This is a genomic window from Kosakonia sp. YIM B13571 (assembly GCF_042788095.1).
Classification (GTDB): Bacteria; Pseudomonadota; Gammaproteobacteria; order Enterobacterales; family Enterobacteriaceae; genus Kosakonia; species Kosakonia quasisacchari.
Genome location: NZ_JBHZPL010000004.1, coordinates 137,340 through 157,925, shown reverse-complemented (window position 1 = coordinate 157,925; position 20,586 = coordinate 137,340). Strand labels below are relative to the sequence as shown.

General features: G+C 53.0%; 19 protein-coding genes. 10 read left to right on the top strand and 9 right to left on the bottom strand.

The annotated features are described in order from the left end of the window. From ACFX4O_RS12305 to ACFX4O_RS12285, 5 genes are all read left to right on the top strand, one after another. Nucleotides 1-4,482 (top strand): RHS repeat-associated core domain-containing protein, encoded by a 4,482-nt coding sequence (locus tag ACFX4O_RS12305; RefSeq protein WP_380209673.1) that lies wholly within the window; start codon nt 1-3, stop codon nt 4,480-4,482. Beyond that, complete coding sequence (locus tag ACFX4O_RS12300) at nt 4,476-4,940, top strand: hypothetical protein (protein WP_380209675.1); 465 nt, start codon at nt 4,476-4,478, stop codon at nt 4,938-4,940. The genes ACFX4O_RS12305 and ACFX4O_RS12300 overlap by 7 nt, the downstream gene beginning before the upstream one ends. A gap of 273 nt (nt 4,941-5,213) precedes the next feature. After that, entirely contained in the window at nt 5,214-5,657 is a 444-nt protein-coding gene (locus tag ACFX4O_RS12295; RefSeq protein ID WP_380209677.1) for a hypothetical protein, read from the top strand. 205 nt (nt 5,658-5,862) lie between these two features. Further along, nucleotides 5,863-6,183, top strand: coding sequence for a DUF4303 domain-containing protein (locus ACFX4O_RS12290; protein WP_380209679.1), 321 nt, complete (start codon nt 5,863-5,865; stop codon nt 6,181-6,183). Nucleotides 6,184-6,452: 269 nt separating this feature from the next. Continuing rightward, nucleotides 6,453-6,614, top strand: coding sequence for a hypothetical protein (locus ACFX4O_RS12285; protein WP_380209681.1), 162 nt, complete (start codon nt 6,453-6,455; stop codon nt 6,612-6,614). A 279-nt stretch (nt 6,615-6,893) separates the two neighbouring features. On the opposite strand, the gene ACFX4O_RS12280 is transcribed toward ACFX4O_RS12285, so the two are convergent. Next, a complete protein-coding gene (locus ACFX4O_RS12280; RefSeq protein WP_380209683.1) occupies nt 6,894-7,481 on the bottom strand; it encodes a DUF4291 domain-containing protein in 588 nt (195 codons plus the stop codon). A 609-nt stretch (nt 7,482-8,090) separates the two neighbouring features. On the opposite strand from ACFX4O_RS12280, the gene ACFX4O_RS12275 reads away from it, so the two are divergent. Then, a complete protein-coding gene (locus tag ACFX4O_RS12275; protein ID WP_235855270.1) occupies nt 8,091-8,564 on the top strand; it encodes a hypothetical protein in 474 nt (157 codons plus the stop codon). A gap of 362 nt (nt 8,565-8,926) precedes the next feature. Continuing rightward, nucleotides 8,927-9,904: an AEC family transporter gene (locus ACFX4O_RS12270; RefSeq protein WP_380209684.1), complete on the top strand. Its 978-nt coding sequence runs from the start codon at nt 8,927-8,929 to the stop codon at nt 9,902-9,904. 17 nt (nt 9,905-9,921) lie between these two features. On the opposite strand, the gene ACFX4O_RS12265 is transcribed toward ACFX4O_RS12270, so the two are convergent. Next, nucleotides 9,922-10,716 (bottom strand): SDR family NAD(P)-dependent oxidoreductase, encoded by a 795-nt coding sequence (locus ACFX4O_RS12265; protein ID WP_380209686.1) that lies wholly within the window; start codon nt 10,714-10,716, stop codon nt 9,922-9,924. A gap of 200 nt (nt 10,717-10,916) precedes the next feature. Between ACFX4O_RS12265 and ACFX4O_RS12260 the strand changes: the two genes are divergently transcribed. Then, on the top strand, nt 10,917-12,008 hold the full coding sequence (locus tag ACFX4O_RS12260) for an iron-containing alcohol dehydrogenase family protein (protein WP_380209688.1): 1,092 nt from the start codon (nt 10,917-10,919) through the stop codon (nt 12,006-12,008). A 2-nt stretch (nt 12,009-12,010) separates the two neighbouring features. Here the strand turns inward: ACFX4O_RS12260 and nikR are convergent, their stop codons facing one another. From nikR to ACFX4O_RS12225, 7 genes are all read right to left on the bottom strand, one after another. Beyond that, nucleotides 12,011-12,412, bottom strand: a complete 402-nt coding sequence (nikR, locus tag ACFX4O_RS12255; RefSeq protein WP_131413106.1) for a nickel-responsive transcriptional regulator NikR — start codon at nt 12,410-12,412, stop codon at nt 12,011-12,013. Beyond that, nucleotides 12,400-13,185, bottom strand: a complete 786-nt coding sequence (gene nikE / locus ACFX4O_RS12250) for a nickel import ATP-binding protein NikE (protein ID WP_131413108.1) — start codon at nt 13,183-13,185, stop codon at nt 12,400-12,402. Before nikE ends, nikR begins: the two co-directional genes overlap by 13 nt. Next, entirely contained in the window at nt 13,182-13,946 is a 765-nt protein-coding gene (gene nikD, locus ACFX4O_RS12245; RefSeq protein ID WP_380209690.1) for a nickel import ATP-binding protein NikD, read from the bottom strand. Before nikD ends, nikE begins: the two co-directional genes overlap by 4 nt. Continuing rightward, nucleotides 13,946-14,779 carry a nickel ABC transporter permease subunit NikC gene (gene nikC, locus ACFX4O_RS12240; protein WP_131413112.1) on the bottom strand — a complete coding sequence of 278 codons (834 nt, stop codon included), beginning with the start codon at nt 14,777-14,779 and terminating at the stop codon, nt 13,946-13,948. Before nikC ends, nikD begins: the two co-directional genes overlap by 1 nt. Then, nucleotides 14,779-15,720 (bottom strand): nickel ABC transporter permease subunit NikB, encoded by a 942-nt coding sequence (gene nikB / locus ACFX4O_RS12235; RefSeq protein ID WP_380209693.1) that lies wholly within the window; start codon nt 15,718-15,720, stop codon nt 14,779-14,781. The genes nikC and nikB overlap by 1 nt, the downstream gene beginning before the upstream one ends. Beyond that, the gene (nikA, locus tag ACFX4O_RS12230) at nt 15,717-17,288 is read right to left on the bottom strand and encodes a nickel ABC transporter substrate-binding protein (protein ID WP_380209695.1); all 1,572 of its coding nucleotides are present in this window, start codon (nt 17,286-17,288) and stop codon (nt 15,717-15,719) included. Before nikA ends, nikB begins: the two co-directional genes overlap by 4 nt. Nucleotides 17,289-17,557: 269 nt before the next feature. After that, nucleotides 17,558-18,415, bottom strand: a complete 858-nt coding sequence (locus ACFX4O_RS12225; protein ID WP_380209697.1) for a LysR family transcriptional regulator — start codon at nt 18,413-18,415, stop codon at nt 17,558-17,560. A gap of 98 nt (nt 18,416-18,513) precedes the next feature. Here ACFX4O_RS12225 and ACFX4O_RS12220 point away from each other — a divergent pair, with 98 nt between their 5' ends. After that, nucleotides 18,514-19,020, top strand: coding sequence for a phenolic acid decarboxylase (locus ACFX4O_RS12220; RefSeq protein WP_131413120.1), 507 nt, complete (start codon nt 18,514-18,516; stop codon nt 19,018-19,020). Between the two features lie 429 nt (nt 19,021-19,449). Next, complete coding sequence (arnB, locus tag ACFX4O_RS12215; RefSeq protein WP_131413122.1) at nt 19,450-20,586, top strand: UDP-4-amino-4-deoxy-L-arabinose aminotransferase; 1,137 nt, start codon at nt 19,450-19,452, stop codon at nt 20,584-20,586.

The following is a 20,586-nucleotide window of genomic DNA, read 5'->3' as shown; positions in this document are numbered from 1 at the left end:
ATGACGGATTACATCGCGGCCCGCATTGACGACCCGCTGGTTCATAGTTCTGCGCTGGCGGATCTGGTCAGTGGGTTGGTCGAAGGGGCGATTGTTCTGGGGATTATGTTCGTCGCCGGAACGGGCATTGGCGCCGTGGTGGGCGCGGTGGCGATTGGTGCGCTGATGGTCAGCGGTACGCTGGGCAAAATTGGCGATGCGGCCGGGAAAATGGTGGATGCGCTCATCGACCCCGGACCGCCGGATGCGCATATCGTATCCGGCTCGAACGATGTCTTTATCATGAAGAAAAATGCCGCGCGCGCCGCCGCGACGGTAGACAGGGACTATTTAACAAACCTTGCCGCCGCGCCAGCCGATGAGAGCATCGACTGGGCGGCCATCGGCATGTTAGCCCTCGCCGGGGCAGCGGCGGTGATGAAAACCGCCCTGAACCCGAGTGCGGCGCTGCTTGCGGTTGCCGAACGCGCCAGCCATCTCACGCTCGACGACATGAAAAAGTGGGGCTCCAACCTGTGGGATGATTTGACGCAGCCGATGGTGGAGAGCGCCGATCCGCATGCCACACCGATGCCGAAAGATAATGTTGACTGTAAAAAAGGGCACATGGTTACCAGCAGTAACTTTGTCGCCCAGGGTTCCAGAACCGTTTTAATCAACAACCAGCCTGCCGCGCGCAACGGCGAGAAAAGTACCTGCGAAGCCGAAATCAAAGTCAAAGAAGATCCGCGCGTGCGCATCGGCGGCGAAACCATTACCGTGCGCGACATCCGCAGCGGCAAAAACCAGCTCGCATACCTGATTGGCAACCTGCTGGGGAGCCTGGGTATTGGTGCGCTGTCGCGCCTGATAAAAATGGCCTGTGAGCGCCAGCTTGTTCGCGGCCTGCTCAAAGAGATCATCTGCCCGCTTGGCGGCATGGCTGTTTCGCAGATTGTTTCCGCAGCGGCCATCAGCGCGGTGAATACCGCCTTCCCGGTGAACATTCCCACCGGGGCGAAAGTCCTTGCCAAAGAAGAGGATCTCGATTTTGTGCTGCCAGACCGTATGCCACTTTACTGGCAGCGCATCTACCACAGCCGTAACCGCGCCACCGGCATGCTCGGCACCGGCTGGATGCTGCCGTTTGAAACACGATTGCTGCGTCTGGCAGATAACCAGCTGATCTTCCGCGATATGAGCGGGCGCGAGCTGGGGATGGGCGAAGTGCTCAGCGGCGATATGGTTTTCTACCCGGAAGATGGCCTGAAGCTGTTTTGCAGCCCCAACGGGGCGATGGTTATTCAAACCGGCGGCGGTGAGCAGCAAATTTATGAGCCGGACCCAACGCGGCCTGGCGAGTGGCGCATGCACCGTCTGTATGACCGCCACGAAAACGCCCACTATTTTAGCTGGAACGAACAAGGTCAACTGGCGCGTATCTCCAGCGATAACGAAGCGCTCGACGTGGAACTGGAGTACGAAGCGGAGTTCGGGCGGTTGCGTGCGGTTTACCAGGTTTGCGGCGGCGCGCGCCATCTGCTGGTGTCCTATCGCTATAACGAACAAGGGCAACTTATTACCGTTACCGACGCCGATGATATCGTCACCCGTCAGTTTGGCTGGGATCGCGCCAGCGATATGCTGGCCTGGCACGGCTTTTCGACCGGCTTAACCGTCCATTACCAGTGGCGTCCCGCAGCCGATTCCAGCCACTGGCGCGTGAGCGCCTATCAGGTGCATGACGAACAAGGCACGGTGCTGGAAAACTGGCGTATCGATGCTGATGAAGCCAAACGCTACGCTCGCGTCAGCAATGATGAAGGCGTGGTGAGTGAGCACCACTGGGATGCGCTGTATCGCATCACGAACTATACCGATGTGCACGGCGGCAACTGGCAATTTAGCTGGTCGGGGAAATCCGAGCAGCCGCTTGCTGTGATTCAGCCGGACGGCGGTCGCTGGGAATATGCGTGGGACGATCGCGGCAACATGACGCTGGAGCGCGATCCGCTCGATCGCGCGACGCTGAAAACCTGGCACCCGCTGTACGATTTCCCGCTGACCGAGGTGTTACCGGACGGCGCAAGCTGGCGCTATGAGTACAACCTGGCGGGCGATGTGGTGTCGTTAACCGACCCGGAAGGCGGTGTGACCCGCTTTGAGTGGAACGACCAGGGCGATTTACTCCGCCGTATCGACGCGCTGGAAAACAGCCACCGCTTCTGGTGGGACGCGCTGGGGCAGCTGATCCGCGAAGAGGATTGTTCCGGTAATCTGAGCCGCCGCCAGTATGACGATGCCGGTCGGCTTGAGTTGACTACCGATCCGATGGGCAACACCGAACGCTATATCTGGAGCCCGGCAGGTCGCCTCAAAACGTTCATCCGCGCCGATGGCCGCGAAACTCTCTTCAGGTACAACAAAGCCGGGCTGTTATGCGGGCAGAGCATAGATGGCGTCAGTGAGCGGAAAGTGACGCTTAACGCGCGCGGGCAAGTGACCGAAGCCATCGATCCCGCCGGGCATGTTACCCGTTTCCGCTTTAATCGCGCGGGTCGCCTGGTAACGCTGACCAACGCCAACAACCAGCAATGGCGCTTTGATTACACCGCCACCGGTTTGCTGACGCGCCAGTATGATTACGCCGGACGGCAAACCGAGTACCAGTACAACGCTCTGCAACAAGTCGCCACGCTGGTGCGCCACCCGGTTAGCGGCAGCAATCTGCCGCCGCAGGTGATGAATTACGAATATGACGCGCTTGGGCGCATGGTCGCGCGGGAAACCGAGCAGCACCGCACCGAGTACCGCTATAGCGAACTGGCAACGGAAGTGCGCCGCTATGTCTACAGCGAGTGGCGTCAGGCGGCGATTGATATGCGCGAACCGGAAAACGCAGAAGTGATTGTTTTCCAGCGCAATAAACTTGGCGACCTGGTCAGCGAGGAGAACCACGCTGGCAAATTCGAACATCAGTACGACGCATTAAGTAACCTCAGCGCCACCACCTTCCCGGACGGACGGCAGGTGCAGTATCTGCGCTACGGCACCGGGCATTTGCTGGAGATGCAGCTCGTCTTCGGCGGGAAAACGCTGCCCATCACCGGCTATCAGCGCGACAAGCTGCACCGCGAAACCCATCGCACGTTGGGCGCGCTGGATCTGGAAACGCAGTACGACATCGCCGGGCGCATCACGCAGCGACGCTGCATGGACAATGTGCGTGACCGGCTGGTCTTCGAACGCCGCTACCAGTGGGATCGCGCCGACCAGATTATCCGCCAGATGTATACCGACGGCGCGCCGCCAACCCCTGCGGAGAAATATCGTCAGTCGCTGTGGGGATACGACGCGGCAGGGCGCATGACGCAGAGCATCCAGCCAACCGGCGAGGAACGTTTCTGGTATGACGCTGCGGATAACCGCACCACGCCGGATTTACCGCCGGTGTGGGACAACCTGCTGAAACGCCTGGAGGGCGTGCGCTGGGAGTACGACGGTTTCGGGCGCATGACCGAACGCCACGACAGTCATCGCGGCACGGTGCAGCGCTTCAGTTATGACGATGAACACCGCATCAGCCAGGTGATAATTGAGGGCGACGCGGAGTTCACCCGGGCCGAATACCGCTATGACGCGCTCGGTCGCCGCACGGAAAAACAGGTGTGGCGACGCCATACCCGCAACGCGGAACGCACGCAGTACGCATGGTCGGGTTTGCAGATGGTCGGCGAGTGCAGCGACAGCAACCCGGACGCCGCCGTGCAGTATATCTACACGGAAAACAGCTACGAGCCGCTGGCCCGCGTCGACAGCCGTGGCGGGCACGCGGAGGTTTACTGGTATCACACGGAGCTGAACGGTCTGCCGGAAAAAGTGACCGACAGCAGCGGCGATGTCGTCTGGCAGGGCGTTTCCACCACGTGGGGACGCAGCGAGCGGGAAAATAGCAACGCAGACTGGGACGTGCCGCAGAACCTGCGCTTCCAGGGCCAGTACCTCGACCGCGAAACCGGACTGCACTACAACACCTTCCGTTACTACGACCCCTGCGGCGGGCGCTACACCCAGATGGACCCAATAGGGCTGCTGGGTGGGCTGAATACCTATACGTATGTGGTGGATCCGCTGGGATGGGTGGATCCATGGGGTCTGGTTTGTTGGTCAACTGCACAGAAAAATTACTGGAAAGATGTGGGTGCTGACGAACTTACAAATCCATCAGGCCTTTATTCGCAAAGGAATATCTTAGAAATGTTAGCAGGTCGCGCACCTAAATTTACTGCTAAGGTACAGGTAATTAAAACAGGTCAGATACAGACCAGAGATATACCATATGAACTGCATCACAAAAATATTCCGCAGCGTCAAGGTGGTCCCGGCGTGCATAATAAGAGTAATTTGGATGAGTTAGATCCATGGCAGCACCAAGATGTTGATAAATACCGCCATTCTGGCATAAAACTTATAGAAGTTATAACGGGGGTAAACTCATGGTAATGGATAAGAATTATGTACTATTTTGCGCTGCTTTATCAGAGGTCGCGCAAGATAATTGTAAGGCTGGTATTAATAATAGAGAGTCAGAGCTCTTTTTGGAGCGAATTTATAAAGAATACCAGCAATCTTCTTTGCCTGCTCCAGAGATATCATGGGTTAAATCTATCCCTAAAAAAACTAAATCATGGATGGAGAAAGTGCTTTGTGAAAATTTATTGTTCATGAAGTCTGCTCCAGAATGGATCAGGGAACCTTCTTGGCGATTTATCGATGATCAGGCTATGGTTTTTATTGATCAAATTGAATTTGCTGATAATGAAGTCATTAATAAAAATCTCGCACCGGGCAATGTTTTATATGTTTTTTCTGGTAAGAAAGAGATTGATGATGGCTGGGAAATGGTTATTAAAATGGTAATGCAAGATAGAAACTCAGTCGGTACTTCTTTTATCGATTAAGGGTATGTTGGTCGTCATATTTGTGTACTTTTCTTGACCGGGATACGGACCCGAACTACAACAGCCCCTTACGAGTGGGCGCTACACCCAGAGAGCCACGATAGGGTTGCTGGGTGGACTTAACTTGTATGCTTATGTCCTGGATACTTAGGTCCGGATCGATTTGCAAGGATTGGGTAGCGGTATATTACAATCAATAGACAGAACTAACGATAGAAACGCTCATGTTTTGGCCTGGTATGCTAAAAGTAAACAATATTTTTAGGGGGGGAAATGAAAGAGTTATCGCAAGTGAATGCCGATCTAGAAAATCGTATTATCGGTATTATCGGTATTATCACAGAAGGGAATAAATGTGCTGATAATAAGGAAGTTAAAGCAGCGATTGATAAGTATGATGAGGCTTACAATATTTTACCTGAGCCGAAGTTTGAATGGGAAATGCTCAGTGCTTGGCTGGCCGGAAGTTATTTTAATGCATATTTTTCATTGGGCAATTTCTCAGAGGCAAAATATTGGGCAGGTATTGAGTTAAAATATAGGAGTTCGGATATTGATGTGGGGCCTTTTATGGATATTGGTATGGCCTCCTATGAGCTTGGACAACTTGATGAAGCTTATGAAAATTTTAATACGACTTATATGTATGGTAAGGAAAGACCATTTAAAGAGTATCCAAAAAAATATCTGCGTTTTTATCTTGAAAGAAAGGGATAACATCGTTTTTTATTATTAATATCTTGGGTTTGCATTAATCTTTTAATTAAATTCCAAAATGCCCTTTCATACGTACATTTACAAAAATTATCGGCTTACCTCATGATCTGCAATCTATGTTCGTGGTTGTCAGTATCTTATAGGGCAATCATTAAATAAAATTAGTGCTTTTTATATAGTTATTAACTGAATTGAAAGGCGATATATGAAATGGGATGAACTAGAAGTCAAATGCTTGCAGGCCACAGTTGCAGCAATCAAAAAACTTCTTGCTGAAAAACCAGAGGAAAATTTTTATGCATTTTCACTTTATACTGACAGTAGTGCGATGACAGTATCATTGAGCGCGAATTCTGAACAGTATGTAAGCTCCATTCTTGATAACGAAGAAGATAAAAGTAAGGAAAATCAGAATTACTATAAATGGGCGACTTCAGAGTGGGCATTCGCGGGAGTTTATTCGGAAATTTTTACTGATATTAGTACGTCTCTTAGAGGGTCTCCGGACAGAGTGAATTTTTCATAATTTAAGAAAGATTTAATTCAAACGCTTATTAATACACTTGAAAAAATAAAATATGGTGAGCTTTCTTTAGTACTGAATACTTCTGTGTTATTTGTTTCTATTACCGATGATGACGAATCAGAAAATATAGAAAATGTCTCTGCTCAGTCAATAAAAAATGAATCGATCACCTCTTGTTTTCTTGCGAGATATGATTGAGTTTAGTTTATGAAATTGTTATAGGTTATCATCGTAAATACTTATTCTTTAGGCTCTTTTGGGGAATAAAAATGAATAATGATTTCTCAATTTTAAATGAATTAATTATGGATGTGGCCGTAAAAATCAGGCTTGCAGATATACCTGTCGAGGGAGAGATAAATGCATTGTATCGGGAGTTAGACGTTTTTTGTGATACGTATAAAGATGAAGACCTTGTTCATAAAAAATAATTTATGCGCTTTTTATCCTTCACGATAATCTGGAAGGTATGCTTCAATATTCATTAAAGGGAAACTCTGCTTATTTCTCCGAAGTTAATTCTTGGGTCAATGAATATATTGAGAGGATATTTTTAGGTTAAAAATAATTTTTATATACTTAAAACTGTGTCTGGGAATGAAGGATAACATTAAAAAACAATCATGAACATCTCGATAATACATCCAGCCTTCATAGCTGACTGTATTTTTTCGACGGTTAAACTCTATTTTTTACATAACCTAGGTTAATTAAATATCATAAACCCGCTCCTCCGGTAACAATTCAAGTGCTTCGCTGATGCGATCATTTTCCACCAAATCATGAATTTTTGCGGCAAGTTCCGTAACATCGCTAATGTTCACAATCCATTTCTGGCAGTAATCGGCGACCGCCTGATTGCGCAACCCTATCTGAATCGTGCGGTGATCCAGTTTGTTCAAACGGATATCACGCTCCGGGTCCCACTGGATAACCACATCCGACGCTTTTATTTTATTTTGCCATTCGGTTTCTTCTGTCCCGGAGTTCCGGTGATGGCTCAATATTCCCTGGTTGAGAATTTGCCTAAACCCTTCATGGCTCAGATCGATAGCCAGGATTCGGTGCTGATTTGGATCTTTCTTCCCCCAGCCGGAGCGGTACATCATCCACAGAAAAGAGGGTTTAATCCACGTCATGCGGGTCATACTGAAAGGCGGAGAGACGAAGGTGCCATGCTCAAGTGCGCTGTCTGCGATGGTGTCGGAATAAGCCTGGTAAACGCGGATAAAATCGTCGTTGTAGAATGCTCTTAACTGCTTTTCGGCAGTCAATTCTTCTGCCTGGTCTTTTTTCATTATTAGTGTACTCATCCTAAGTGAACATATTGCCAGGTCATTCTATCACAGCGCTTAACGCCGCTGGCATGCACGATACCGAAGTATAAAAATGATTAGCGTTCAAATTATAAAGTTGTTATGTAAGGCACATTCCTTCTCTTTTAATGTAACAAATTACATTCAGCATAAAAAAAATTAATCGAGACTTTCTGGTTACGGACAATGTTGCTGATCGCAATTACGCCGCAAACTGTTTTGCATTCGATGTGATTGATTGCATAAGCGATACTTACCTCCGTCAGAAACTCCTTATCATGCATGAAACTCATGGCACTGACAAAATGCGTTCGAAACGAGACGGGTTGACCTACCAATAACCATAGTTTTTATAATGAAAATAGAGTCTATACGATTTGTCGGATGTTATTTATGGACAGAACAGCCGCTATTCGATGAAAAAATATTTATAAAAGAAAAGCTAACGTATGCACTACACTCCATAGAAAGCTCCTCTTCTCCAGGGAATTGATAAAAGAAACTATTTGCATGTAGTACTGATTTATCCTGGATCTATTTAATTTTATATATCGTGCATCAGAGATGGTTTATGGTTACAGAAGGATGGTTATGGTTGACTTTAACGCGGATATTGTGAGCTTTATATCGTTAGGAAATGTTCATCTTGGAGAGTCTATTGATCTTTACCTTGATGATATTTTTAATAATTATAATGTGGAAATAAAAGAGTATTCTCTGCCTGCTCCGTCCAGTGAAATACGCTATGCCTATTCTGTGCAAAATGGCACGTTAATAATAGCAACCACCACGGATGATATTATTGTTTCAGTCGGCTGCAATGAAAAATATGTCGGGAAGTATAAAAACAAATTATATGCTGGAATTACCATGAAAGAACTTTCTCAGCGTAGCAAAGACCTGCGTATTCTGAACGGCGCGCTGATTGTTGACGAGGATTATGGTCTCTCGTTTACGCTGCCGCCGCCATACGATGAGATTGCTGATTCCCTTGAACAAATCCCGCATGATTTATCGCTGAATGAAATTTATGTGTGCGATCATTCGGGCTGGATAAGCAAATAATAAGCCTCCTTTTGAAAACTCCGTTGATAATGATGTCTGAGGCAATTCAGCGCCAGGGGCAAAATCAACGGAGTTTTTACATTGATATTTACAACGCCATCGAGCCTCACTGATACACGATATTATCGACTACCAATCGCAGCTGGTTGACCAGGCTACAACTCCTTCAGGCGCATGGGTGCAGCAGAAGAGAGAGGAAGATCAGGTTTTAGCGCCAGCGCTGCGAGCGTGAGATGAAACGACATGCTTTTTCAGCTAAAACATCAAAGCTGGCGTCAGGCACGCTGACGTCGGTGGCTCCTTCCCCTATACTGCGGAAAACAAAAGAAAATAACCGCTTCGCTACATTTACAGGGTAAAGAATGGATACGGCTGAATTCTTCGGGCAGCTCGCGCAACAACTGCTGCTTTCTGCTCCGCTCTTTTTATTGATTGCGCTGGGATATTGCCTCGGGCGCTTCGCCGGTTGGCCTGAATCGGTCAATGAAGGCCTTAACCGCTTCTGCTTTAATGTGGCTATTCCATGCATGTTATTCAAAGTGATGAGCAAGTTCTTTGAAAGCCCGCCAGTGGATATGCGGCTGCTGATTGCCTACTTCGGCACCTGTTTTATCATCTATGTGATTGGGCGCATCGCAGCGAAAAGCGTGTTTCGTATAGACGCGGTTTCTGCCTCGGTGTTCGGTCTGGCGGGCATTTTCTCCAATAACGTGATGCTGGGCATTCCGGTTGCCATCATTTTGCTTGGCGCATCGAGCCTCTCGTCGGTGGCGTTGGTGCTGGTGTTTAACAGCCTGATTTTATGGACACTCGTGACCGTGTCGGTGGAATGGGCGCAAAACGGCAGTTTCTCGGTGCGGGGAATTGGCAAAACGCTGGTGAGCGTGCTGCGCAACCCAATTATCATCGGTATCTTCAGCGGGTTCGCCTGGAGCTTGTTGATTCATCGCCCGCTGCCGACGTTCCTCGATAGCCCGGTAAGCATGGTGGCGCAGGTCGCCGCGCCATTAACGCTTATCACCCTCGGCATGAGCTTGTCGCGCTACCAGATCCGCAAAGGGTTGCCTGAAAGTTTGACCATCTGCCTGCTGAAACTGATTTTGATGCCTGCTTTGATTTGGTTGATTGCCTGGTTGCTGCATCTGCCGCGTGAGGAGAGCCAGGTGGTGGTGCTGTTGGGATCGATGGCGGTGGGGATTAACGTTTATCTGATGGCGCAAAAATTCCAGGTGTTGCAGGGCGCGACGGCGACCAGCATGCTGCTTTCCACGCTTCTGTCGACCGTGACCACGCCGCTGTTTATGATCCTGATGACGCATTTCTATCCGAGCTGGCCCTGAGGCCAGCCGGAAAATCATCAAACAATATCATCCACCACGCCGCCGTCCACGCGCAGCGCCGCGCCGGACGTTGCTGAAGCCTGTTTTGAACAGACATAGACCACCATATTCGCTACCTCTTCCACGGTGGCGGCGCGCTGGATAACCGAGCTGGGGCGATGCGCCATCACAAACTCTTTTGCCAGCGTTTCCAGCGACTTACCGGTCTTTTCCATCTCTTCTTTCATCATTCCGGCAAAGCCGTCCGACATGGTGGGCCCTGGCAGTACGCTATTGACAGTGACGCCGCTTCCGGCGACAGCTTTCGCCAGCCCGCGCGCCAGCGAAAGCTGTGCGGTTTTCGTCACGCCGTAGTGGATCATATCCGCCGGGATATTGAGCGCCGATTCAGAAGAGATAAACACTACGCGCCCCCAGCCCTTTTTCACCATCGCGGGCAGCAGCGCACGCGAGAGGCGGACACCCGACATCACGTTGGTTTGCCAGTAATTTTCCCAGGTCGCATCGTCAGTGGCGTAAAAATCCTGCGGGCCGTAAATCCCGGCATTATTCACCAGAATATCGACCTCACCGCTCGCTTTCAGCAACGTCTCCACGCCCTGCGCCGAGCTGAGATCGGCAATGGCGGTGCGCAACTTCGCACCCGGTACCTGTTTTTCCAGCGCCGCTTTTGCCTTATTCACTGAGCCTTCGCTGCGCCCGTTAAGGATCACTTCCGCGCCGCTTTCCGCCAGTCCTTTGGCAATCGCAAAACCGATACCGCCCGTCGAAGCGCTGACCAGCGCGACTTTACCGTCGAGAGAGATTTTCATTGTCTGCCCTTTAATTGAGTGGATTTAACAAATGTATTAAGGCTAGCAGTTGAGGCGGGAAGCGCGTTGCCAATTGTTGCTCGCATCGCGCGCATTCTGGCTTATGCGGTTCTCTGCATTACATTGCTGATTTTATTGCTTCCCTGCTATGAACCGCGCCAGGAAGATAACGGCTCTTCTCCTGGCAACATGGACAGCCAATGCTCGCAATCAACACACCGCAAACCTGGTTTCATCACGCGGGTATCCGCCACGAAGCGGGGAAATATCTTGCGCCTGTGACTCGGCATATTTTGATTATCACCAGTGCGCAGGCGTGGGCGCGGGTCAATCCGGCGCTGGAAAACAGCCTGCGCGCGCACGGCGTGAAGTGGCAAACCGAAATCATGACCGGATACTGCACCGACGAGCGGGTGGCGCACTATGCAAAACAGGCGCGTAAGCTCGGCGTGCAGTGGATTGTTGGCGTGGGGGGAGGGCGGGTGCTGGATACCGCCAAAGCGGTGGCGGATGCCATTGATGGCGGTGAGTCTGTCACCCTGCCAACGGTGGCGTCAACGTGTGCCGCCTGGTCGCCGCTGGCGGTGTTTTACACCGAAGAAGGCGGGCAAATCCGCAGCCAATTATTAAAAACGCTGCCGCGGCTGGTGCTGGTAGACAGCGAAATCATCGCGCAGAGCGATGTGCGTTATTTAAAAGCGGGCATTATCGACGCATTGGCGAAATGGTACGAATTTCGCCCCTATTTACAGCACTCGCCGGATAACCTGGCATTGCAGTTAAAAGTACAAACCGCCCGGCTGGCGGTAGATATTTACGAAAAACACGGCGCGCAGGCGTTGCGGGATAACAAAGCGCAAAGTGTGACGCCTGCGCTGGTCAATGTCATTGACGCCAATATCGCCATCGCTGGGATGGCGAACAGTATTCGCGGCGAGATCCCAACGCCTGGCGTGGCACACGCCATTCATAACCGCCTGACTTATGAACCGGCACTGCGCGACTGGCTGCACGGCGAGCGCGTAGGATTCAGCCTGCTGGTGCAATCTTTTCTCGAAAACGACAGCGATACGCCGGATGCCACGCTGCTGGCGCTGTTACGCCAGTACGATGCGCCGTTGACGCTGGCACCGCTAAAAGAGATCCGCCTGGCGGTGACCCAGGCGGTGGCGCGCAGTATTCACTTTCCGCGAGCGGCGGCGGAATATCTGCCGTTCTCGCTGGAGCCCGCGCGCATTGAGTGGGCGCTACGCCAGACCGAGCAGTTTTTTACCACCCTCTACGCAATATAGCGTTATTTTTCGGCGGCGAGACACTGCAAATGGCCGTGACGCACGCCGCGCTGGGCGATAACGTCATCGGCGAAGTGTTGTACATCGCCCATTTTGCCTTTTAGCACGGCGATTTCGAGGCAATCGTCGTGGCTGATATGCACATGCAGCGTGGCGACAGATAAGTCGTGGTGATGGTGTTGCGTGGCGACAATGCGGCTCGCCAGATCGCGCTTCTCATGTTCATACACATACGACAGTACCGCGTAACCCTGCTGTTCATTATCCTGCACGGACTCCTGAGCCAGCGCGCTTCGCAAAATATCCCGCAGCGCTTCCGAACGGTTGTGGTAACCGCGCCGCGCGCTAAGGTTGTCCAGCGTATCGAGCAGGTCATCATCCAGAGTTATCGTCACGCGTTGCATGGTTGCGTCCTTTGTAATGAGAGAGGGAAAGCGGGCAGTACCGCTTGTTGCAGCGCTTGCCCAGCCGGAGAGAGAAAGCGCAACGGTGACGTCACATCGAGCGTTTCCACCAGCGCGCCGGTCTCCATCACCAGCACGCGCTGGCAAAAACGTTCCACCAGCCGCAAGTCATGGGTGATGAACAGGCAAGCGACGCCGGAGCGTTGTTGTAGCCGCTGTAAGAGCCGGATAACGCCGGCTTGCAGCACCAGATCCAGGCTGGAAACCGCTTCATCCAGAATCAATAGTGTCGGTTCCACCGCCAACGCCCGCGCCAGGCAAACACGCTGCAACTGCCCGCCGCTCAGCTGCGGGGGGCGTTTATCGAGCAATGAAGTATCCAGCTCGACATCTTCCAGCAATTGCCGGATGCGTGTCTGCTGCTCTGCTTTGGGCAATTTCAACAGATGGCGCAGCGGTTCGCACAGAATCTCGCGCACGGTTTTACGCGGGTTCACCGCGCTGACCGGGTCCTGAAACACCATCTGAATATCACGGCGAAACGCCTGGCGGGCGCGGGCGTTAAGCTGTTTTAGCGGCGTACCCTGCCAGCGCACCTCGCCTTCATCTGGCGATTCCAGCCCAACCAGCAGCCGCGCCAGCGTACTTTTCCCGCAGCCGCTGCGCCCGAGCAGCGCCACGGTTTCCCCGCTTTTTAACTGGAAAGAGATATTGTCCAGCACAGGTCGACGGTGGTAGGTGTGAGATACACCGCTCACATCAAGAAGGTTCATTGCGCCCGCTCCAGTCCATACAGTGCCAAATGGGCCGCGACTAATTCGCGTGTAATAGCATGTTGTGGCGCACTAAACAGGGTTTCCACTGCGCCCTGTTCGATAATGCGTCCGTTATCCATTACCGCGACATCATCCGCCAGCCGCGCTACCACGCCCATATCGTGAGTCACCAGCAACATGCCGGGCTGACGCTCGCGCATAATCTGCGCCAGCAAATCCAGAATGCGCGCCTGTGCCACCACGTCGAGATCGGTGGTGGGTTCATCGGCCACGATAAACGGCGCATCGCTCAGCAGCGCCATGGCGATCATCATGCGTTGCAACATGCCGCCACTCATCTCGAACGGGTAAAGTGTGAGCACGCGTTCGGCGTCCTCCAGCCCGACGTCCTGCAAAGCCGCGAGCAATGTCGCGTTATCGCCTGATTTACCGAGTGCCTGGCACGTTTCCCGCGCATGACCGGCCATGGTGTGCAGCGGGTTAAAGGCGCTGCGCGGGTTTTGCATAATGGTGGCAACTGTCGTACCGCGCAGCGCTTGTGGTGTGACGGGCTGATTATCCGCCAGCAGCCGACCTGCCGTTTGCCGCACACCCGCAGGCAGCACGCCGAGCGCCGCCGCACAGGTCAATGATTTGCCGCTGCCGCTACCGCCCACCAGCGCCAGCACGCGCCCGCGTTGCAGGGTTAACGACACCTCCTGCACCAGCGGTCGTTCCGCGTGCAGGGTGATATTTTCCAGGCTCAGTTGTGCAGGCATCAGTGGGCGTGCTCCGTTTCCAGGTGAGGATCGAGATGGTCGCGCAGCGCATCGCCCACCAGGTTAAACGCCATCACGCTGATAAACAGCGCCAGCCCCGGCCACACCATTTGCAGCGGCTGCGTCCAGATATATTGCCGGGCGTCATTGATCATCACGCCCCACTCCGGTGTCGGCGCGGTGACGCCAAGCCCGAGGAATGACATCCCGGCGACGTGCAGCATCATATGGCCGATATCCAGCGTCGCCAGCACCAGCAGTGAAGGCACCACCGCACCCGCCAGATGATCGCGAAACACATGCAGATAACTTGCGCCACTTAGACGCGCCGCCAGCACATACTCGCGGCTGCGCAGCGAAATCACGAGGCTGCGCACCATGCGTGCGTACCAGGCCCAGTGCGAAAGCGCGATGGCGATGATCACGTTGGTCAGGCCGGTGCCGAGTACACCGACCATAAAAAACGACAGGATCGAGGTGGGAAAAGTCATAAAGATATCCGCCACGCGCATGATGGCCTGATCGACGCGCCCGCCGAGCAACCCAGCACAGCCACCGGCGCTTAAACCGAGCGCCAGCACCAGCAGCAGACACATCATCACCGAGCCCAGCGATACGCGCGTAGCCGCCATTAAGCGAGAGAAAATATCGCGCCCCAGATGATCTGTGCCGAGCCAGTGTTGGCTGCCCGGCGGCAACAGGCGCGCGGGTAAATCGATGGCTTGTGGATCGTAAGGCGTCCACCACTGGCAGGTCAGGGCAATTAACAGCAGCAACAGCAGGATCAGCAGCGCGAAACGCACCGGCCAGCGGGCCGTTTTCACAAAGTGCATCAGTGCGCTCCTTCATGGTGGCGAATGCGGGGATCGAGCGCTGCGCTCAGCAGATCGACCACCAGATTGCACAGCACAAAAACCATTACCATTACCAGCGTAAAACACTGGATCACCGGATAGTCGCGATTGAAGATTGCCGACACGGCATAGCGGCCAATACCGGGCCAGGCGAAGATGCTTTCGATGATCATTGTGCCGCCAATCAGCTCGCCAATATGCATGCCCAGCGCGGTGATCACCGGCAGTGAGGCGTTACGCAGAATATGCCGCCGCTCGGTCTGTTTGTCGCTTAACCCGCGCAGCCGCGCCCACGTCACGTGGCGTTGCCCGGCGGCTTCCAGCATGCTGGCGCGCAGCAGGCGGGCGTTGATCGCCAGCGACATAAAGGCAATTGAAATCGCTGGCAGGATCAGATGCTGCCAGTCGCCATAGCCCATGGCGGGCAGCCACTGCAAATGCACGGAAAAAAACATTACCAGCAGGAAGGCCAGCCAGAAGTTCGGCATCGACACGCCAAGAAACGCTACCGCGCGCACCACAAAATCAGGCAAGCCATCGCGGTGGCGCGCCGCCCAAATACCAAGCGGTACAGAGGTGAGCAGAATCAGTGCCAGCGCCGCGCCAGCGAGTTGCAATGTTGCGGGCAGAAAATGCAGCACATCATCAAGCACCGGGCGCTGCGTGGCATAAGAGATGCCGAAATCGAGATGCAGCGCGCGCCACAGCCAGTGGAGGTATTGGCTGGCGAGCGGTTGATCCAGCCCCAGTTGAATGCGGGTCGCGGCAATCATTTCCGGCGTTGGCGGCAGGTTCGACAGGCGCAGATAATCCATCGCCGGATCCCCTGTGCCCAAACGCAGCAACAGGAAAATGACCACCGACGCGGCGACGATCATCGGGATCAGTAACAGCAGACGGTACAGTAAAAAGCGGCTCATTGCGCGGCGTCCGGGGTTATCTGATCAAACGGGATCTCCGAGGCGATAGGGGCAAACGGAATGGTGCCGAGCTGCGGTTTTGCCACCACCATCATCGAGATATAACTGATTGGCAGATAAACCGCGTCGTTGTGCAAACGGGTGAGAATATCCCGGTACAGCGCCTGGCGCGCGCTGTCATCGCTGGTGGTCAGCACTTCGCCAATTTCTTTGTCGATAATCGCTTTGTCCGGCAGGCCTAACTGCGCCTGGTAATCGGCATGCGACGGCACGCGCATTGAACTCATAAACGCATGCGGATCGTACGGTGCGCCCCAGGTGCGGTTGAAAATCATGCCGAAACGGCCATCGCGCTGTCGAGCATAAATACTGCTCTCTTCTTCGCCAATTAATGCGACATCTACGCCGATCTGCTGCAAATTAGCCTGAATGATTTCGGCCATCGATTTACTCAGTGCATCGGTGCCGATATAAGCCAGTTCGATATGCAACGGTTGCCCGGCTTTTTCGCGGACGCTTTTCCCTGCGGGAAGTTGCCAGCCTGCTTTATCCAGCAGCGCACGCGCCTGCGCGGGATCGTACTGGCGCGGTTTCAGGCCGATATTGGCATACGGCACGGAAGGGGCGAACAGCGTGTCGGCAACTTGCTGTGTGCCATACAGTGCGCCATCGATCAGCGTTTTTTTATCCACCGCGTAGTTCAGCGCCTCGCGCACGGCTAACTCGTTTGTGGGTGCGTGCGCGGAGTTCAGTGCCAGCATTACCGTCTCCATTGGCGCAGAAAGCTGGGTGCGCCAGGCCGGGTTCTGGCTGAAACGGGCAAACGTATCCAGCGGCAGCAAACCTTCGTTGCCGTAAAGCAGATCAATATCGCCTGTTTCAAACGCCACCGCGCGGCTGGTTGGGTCGGGGATGACTTTGACGATAATTTTGCTAAGCGCCGGTTTCGTACCCCAGTAGTGTTCATTACGCACTAGCACGTCGTACTGGTTCAGCTTCGATTCCTGCAAAACCCACGGCCCGGTGCCAATAGGCGCATTAATGCCGTTCAGGGTTTCGTGGTTTTTAAACTGTGACGGAGCGATAAAGCGGAACGGGCGGGGCAGGGCAAGCTCTTGCAGGAAAGGGTAATAGGCGCTTTTCAGGGTGATTTGTAACTGGTTGGGGCTAAGGGCTTTGACGTCGGTGATTTGGTTGGCAAGTTCAAGCCAGGCGTGGCGCTGGCGATTATCCAGCACGGCGCGGAAGTTCTCCGCAGCGGCGGCGGCGTTAAACGGCTCGCCGTTAGAGAACGTCACCCCGTCGCGCAGGGTGAAGACCCAGGTTTTGCCGTCCTCCGAATGCGTCCAGCTTGTCGCCAGCCAGGGTTTCACGCTGCCGTCGGCCTGATATTTCACCAGTGGTTCATAAACCATGCTTTGCGCGAACATCTGGTTTGGCGTGTAAAGATGCGGGTTGAGCGGGCCAACATTCACCGGCCAGGCGGTAGTGAGTGTGTTTTGTGCCGCGAAAACGGCAAAGGATGCGCAGAGCAGAAGCAGAGCGCCAGCTTGACGATAGAAAGACACGTTCGGTTTCCTGACGAAAAGTCGGTGGCGAGAAAGTATGACGATTTTAGTAATTCATCATACGAATAGTATGTTCTGGATCAAAGGCCCTGTTTTTAACAAGGATTTATCGCATTTAGCGTGATGTGCATTGCTGGCTGGCGGGGGGAGCGCCCGGTACGCGCAAGGTGATTTATTCTCCGGGGTTATCGCTTTGGCTGGCGCAAGCATTGAGCGAGACGTACGACGCGACGTTAAAAAGCTGCTTGCAGATATTCAAGGTCAGAGCGCTACGCCTTAAACAGTTGCAACAGCATTTCCACTTGCTCATCAAGCGGCGCGAGGTCCTTTTTCACAATCAGGTGCAGCGGTGTGGCGCGGCGCGTACCGTGGCTGAGCGGCAGGGTTTTAAGCACGCCGCTGTCGAGCAATGGCTGAATGCGCTCCTCGGGTAGCCAACCGTAACCCACTTGATACAGCACGGCTTCTACCGCCGCATCGATGGTGGAGAACGTCCACGACTCCTGCGCCACCGGGCTTTGCCGGTTATTGCTTTCGGCAATGCAAATCAGCGGCCAGGCGGCGAGCATCTCTTCGCTCACCTGCATTGATGCGCACAGTGGGTGATCGCGATGTGCCACGGCGACAAAATCAATGTTCATCAGCCACTCGCCGCGCCCGGTCATATCCTGGCGGCGGGTCAGGATCATGACATCGGCTTGCGCATGTACCGGTAATTCGCTGGAGGCGGTCTCCAGCACTTCGGTTAGCCGCACCTGCGTTTGCGGATAGCGCTGCTGAAACTGGCGCAAAATGGCAAACAGCCGCGCGCGGGGGAAAATGCTGTCGACGACTAAATCCAGCCGCGTGCGCATGCCATTGCGTAGCGTGGCCGCGCGGGTTTCTACCCAGTCGAAAGCCTTGAGCAACGGTTTTACCTGGTTGAGCAGCAATTCGCCTGCTGGAGTAAGCACCGCGCGCCGCCCTTCCTGTACCAGCAGTGCAACGCCGAGCCGCTCCTGCAACAGCGCCAGGTTGTAACTGACCGATGACTGGCTGCGGTGCGTCTCTTCTGCCGCTTTCGCAAAGCTCCCCAGCTCCACCACTTTTTGCAGTAGCGTCCATTGTTCCAGCGTTGTCTTGTGCATAACTCATCTAAAAAATGAATGAATCTGATGCAAATATAGCGTTATTTATTCGTTTTTTGCAGGCGTACGATCATTTCAAACACCAGAGGAGATAAAAAATGAGTACCTTTGATAAACATGATTTGAGCGGTTTCGTCGGCAAACATCTGGTTTATACCTACGATAATGGCTGGAATTACGAGATTTATGTGAAAAACGCCACAACGCTTGATTACCGGATTCACAGCGGTATCGTGGCGAACCGTTGGGTGAAAAACCAGCAGGCATTCATCGTTCGCGTAGGCGAAAGTATCTATAAAATTTCCTGGACTGAACCGACCGGCACCGATGTGAGCCTGATTGTGAACCTTGGCGATCGCCTGTTCCACGGCACCATTTTCTTCCCGCGTTGGGTTATCAATAATCCGGAAAAAACGGTCTGCTTCCAGAACGATCACATTCCGTTGATGGAGTCTTACCGTGCAGCTGGCCCGGCTTATCCCACCGAAGTGATTGATGAGTTCGCTACCATTACGTTTGTGCGCGATTGCGGCGAAAATAATGACAGCGTGATTGACTGCGCTGCCAGTGAATTACCGGCCAGTTTTCCGCAGAATTTGTCATAAAAATTTCACGGTATTTAATATATTTTTGTTGTAACGAGCGAAATAATTAATTGCATAATGATATTAATTTTCGTGTATTCGTTGATGTGCCGTTTAAATAACGAAGCTAACGCCTTTGTATACATTGCAAGGGCGTTAAATATTTCACTTTTTTGACATTCATCACGTTAAGATTTTGCTATTTTCATTTGTAACCTGTTGTTTGAAAAAATATTATTTCATATCTGTTAAGCTTATCATTTCTCCCTTTTCTTAATCTTGTCCTAATATTCAATTGGTAGCATTCTACGACTAACCGTAACGAATAATAAATGCAGGAAACGCGCATTCATTATATTTTGGTTTAACTTCCATCCGCCATTTTACTCACTAGCCGCAGCGTGTCTTTGTGGCGGTCCGTTAACGCGTCAATGACGCCAAGGAATGATGATGAGTGATTTTTTACCGTTCTCGCGCCCGTCAATGGGGGATGAAGAGTTCGCAGCCATTCAGCAAGTGCTGGCATCCGGCTGGATCACGACAGGCCCCAAAAATCAGGCGCTGGAAGACGCTTTTTGCACACTGACCGGCAACCGCCATGCCATTGCCGTTAGCTCGGCGACGGGTGGCATGCACGTCACTCTGATGGCGCTGGGGATTGGTGCCGGAGATGAAGTGATTACCCCGTCGCTGACCTGGGTTTCCACACTCAATATGATTGTGCTACTCGGCGCGACGCCGGTGATGATCGATGTCGATAAAGAGACGCTGATGGTCACGCCGGAAGCTATCGAAGCGGCTATCACGCCACGTACCAAAGCGATTATTCCGGTGCATTACGCCGGTGCGCCGGTAGATATTGACGCCATCCGCGCGATGGGTGAAAAGCACGGTATTCCGGTGATTGAAGACGCCGCTCACGCTGCCGGAACGTACTACAAAGGTCAGCATGTGGGCTCACGCGGCACCGCTATATTCTCCTTCCACGCCATTAAGAATATGACCTGTGCGGAAGGTGGGCTGGTCGTGACGGACGATGAACAACTGGCAAACCGCATTCGCAGCCTGAAATTCCACGGGCTGGGCGTCGATGCTTATGACCGCCAAACCCACGGCCGCGCACCGCAGGCTGAAGTGATCTCCCCTGGTTTTAAATACAACCTCGCCGATATCAACGCAGCGATTGCGCTGGTGCAACTGGGCAAACTGCCCGCCGCGAATGCCCGCCGCCAGGAGATCGCTCAACGCTACTTGCAGGAACTGGCGGATACGCCGTTTCAGCCGCTGGCTTTGCCCTCCTGGCCGCATCAGCACGCCTGGCACCTGTTTATTATTCGCGTCGATGAGCAACGTTGCGGTATCTCCCGCGACGCATTGATGGAAACTCTGAAAGCGCAAGGCATCGGCACCGGCCTGCATTTTCGCGCGGCGCATACGCAGAAATACTACCGCGAACGCTTCCCCCTCTCTTTACCCAATACGGAGTGGAACAGTGCGCGTATCTGTTCACTACCGCTTTTCCCGGATATGACCCATGACGACACAACCCGCGTCATTCACGCGCTCCGCAACATTGCAGGGCGCTGA

What these genes read in the sequence shown, in the direction of transcription:
- ACFX4O_RS12305 (WP_380209673.1), top strand. Translation starts at nt 1, where the DNA reads ATGACGGATTACATCGCGGCCCGCATTGACGACCCGCTGGTTCATAGT.
- ACFX4O_RS12300 (WP_380209675.1), top strand. Translation starts at nt 4,476, where the DNA reads ATGGTAATGGATAAGAATTATGTACTATTTTGCGCTGCTTTATCAGAG.
- ACFX4O_RS12295 (WP_380209677.1), top strand. Translation starts at nt 5,214, where the DNA reads ATGAAAGAGTTATCGCAAGTGAATGCCGATCTAGAAAATCGTATTATC.
- ACFX4O_RS12290 (WP_380209679.1), top strand. Translation starts at nt 5,863, where the DNA reads ATGAAATGGGATGAACTAGAAGTCAAATGCTTGCAGGCCACAGTTGCA.
- ACFX4O_RS12285 (WP_380209681.1), top strand. Translation starts at nt 6,453, where the DNA reads ATGAATAATGATTTCTCAATTTTAAATGAATTAATTATGGATGTGGCC.
- ACFX4O_RS12280 (WP_380209683.1), bottom strand. Translation starts at nt 7,481, where the DNA reads ATGAAAAAAGACCAGGCAGAAGAATTGACTGCCGAAAAGCAGTTAAGA.
- ACFX4O_RS12275 (WP_235855270.1), top strand. Translation starts at nt 8,091, where the DNA reads ATGGTTGACTTTAACGCGGATATTGTGAGCTTTATATCGTTAGGAAAT.
- ACFX4O_RS12270 (WP_380209684.1), top strand. Translation starts at nt 8,927, where the DNA reads ATGGATACGGCTGAATTCTTCGGGCAGCTCGCGCAACAACTGCTGCTT.
- ACFX4O_RS12265 (WP_380209686.1), bottom strand. Translation starts at nt 10,716, where the DNA reads ATGAAAATCTCTCTCGACGGTAAAGTCGCGCTGGTCAGCGCTTCGACG.
- ACFX4O_RS12260 (WP_380209688.1), top strand. Translation starts at nt 10,917, where the DNA reads ATGCTCGCAATCAACACACCGCAAACCTGGTTTCATCACGCGGGTATC.
- nikR (WP_131413106.1), bottom strand. Translation starts at nt 12,412, where the DNA reads ATGCAACGCGTGACGATAACTCTGGATGATGACCTGCTCGATACGCTG.
- nikE (WP_131413108.1), bottom strand. Translation starts at nt 13,185, where the DNA reads ATGAACCTTCTTGATGTGAGCGGTGTATCTCACACCTACCACCGTCGA.
- nikD (WP_380209690.1), bottom strand. Translation starts at nt 13,946, where the DNA reads ATGCCTGCACAACTGAGCCTGGAAAATATCACCCTGCACGCGGAACGA.
- nikC (WP_131413112.1), bottom strand. Translation starts at nt 14,779, where the DNA reads ATGCACTTTGTGAAAACGGCCCGCTGGCCGGTGCGTTTCGCGCTGCTG.
- nikB (WP_380209693.1), bottom strand. Translation starts at nt 15,720, where the DNA reads ATGAGCCGCTTTTTACTGTACCGTCTGCTGTTACTGATCCCGATGATC.
- ACFX4O_RS12225 (WP_380209697.1), bottom strand. Translation starts at nt 18,415, where the DNA reads ATGCACAAGACAACGCTGGAACAATGGACGCTACTGCAAAAAGTGGTG.
- ACFX4O_RS12220 (WP_131413120.1), top strand. Translation starts at nt 18,514, where the DNA reads ATGAGTACCTTTGATAAACATGATTTGAGCGGTTTCGTCGGCAAACAT.
- arnB (WP_131413122.1), top strand. Translation starts at nt 19,450, where the DNA reads ATGAGTGATTTTTTACCGTTCTCGCGCCCGTCAATGGGGGATGAAGAG.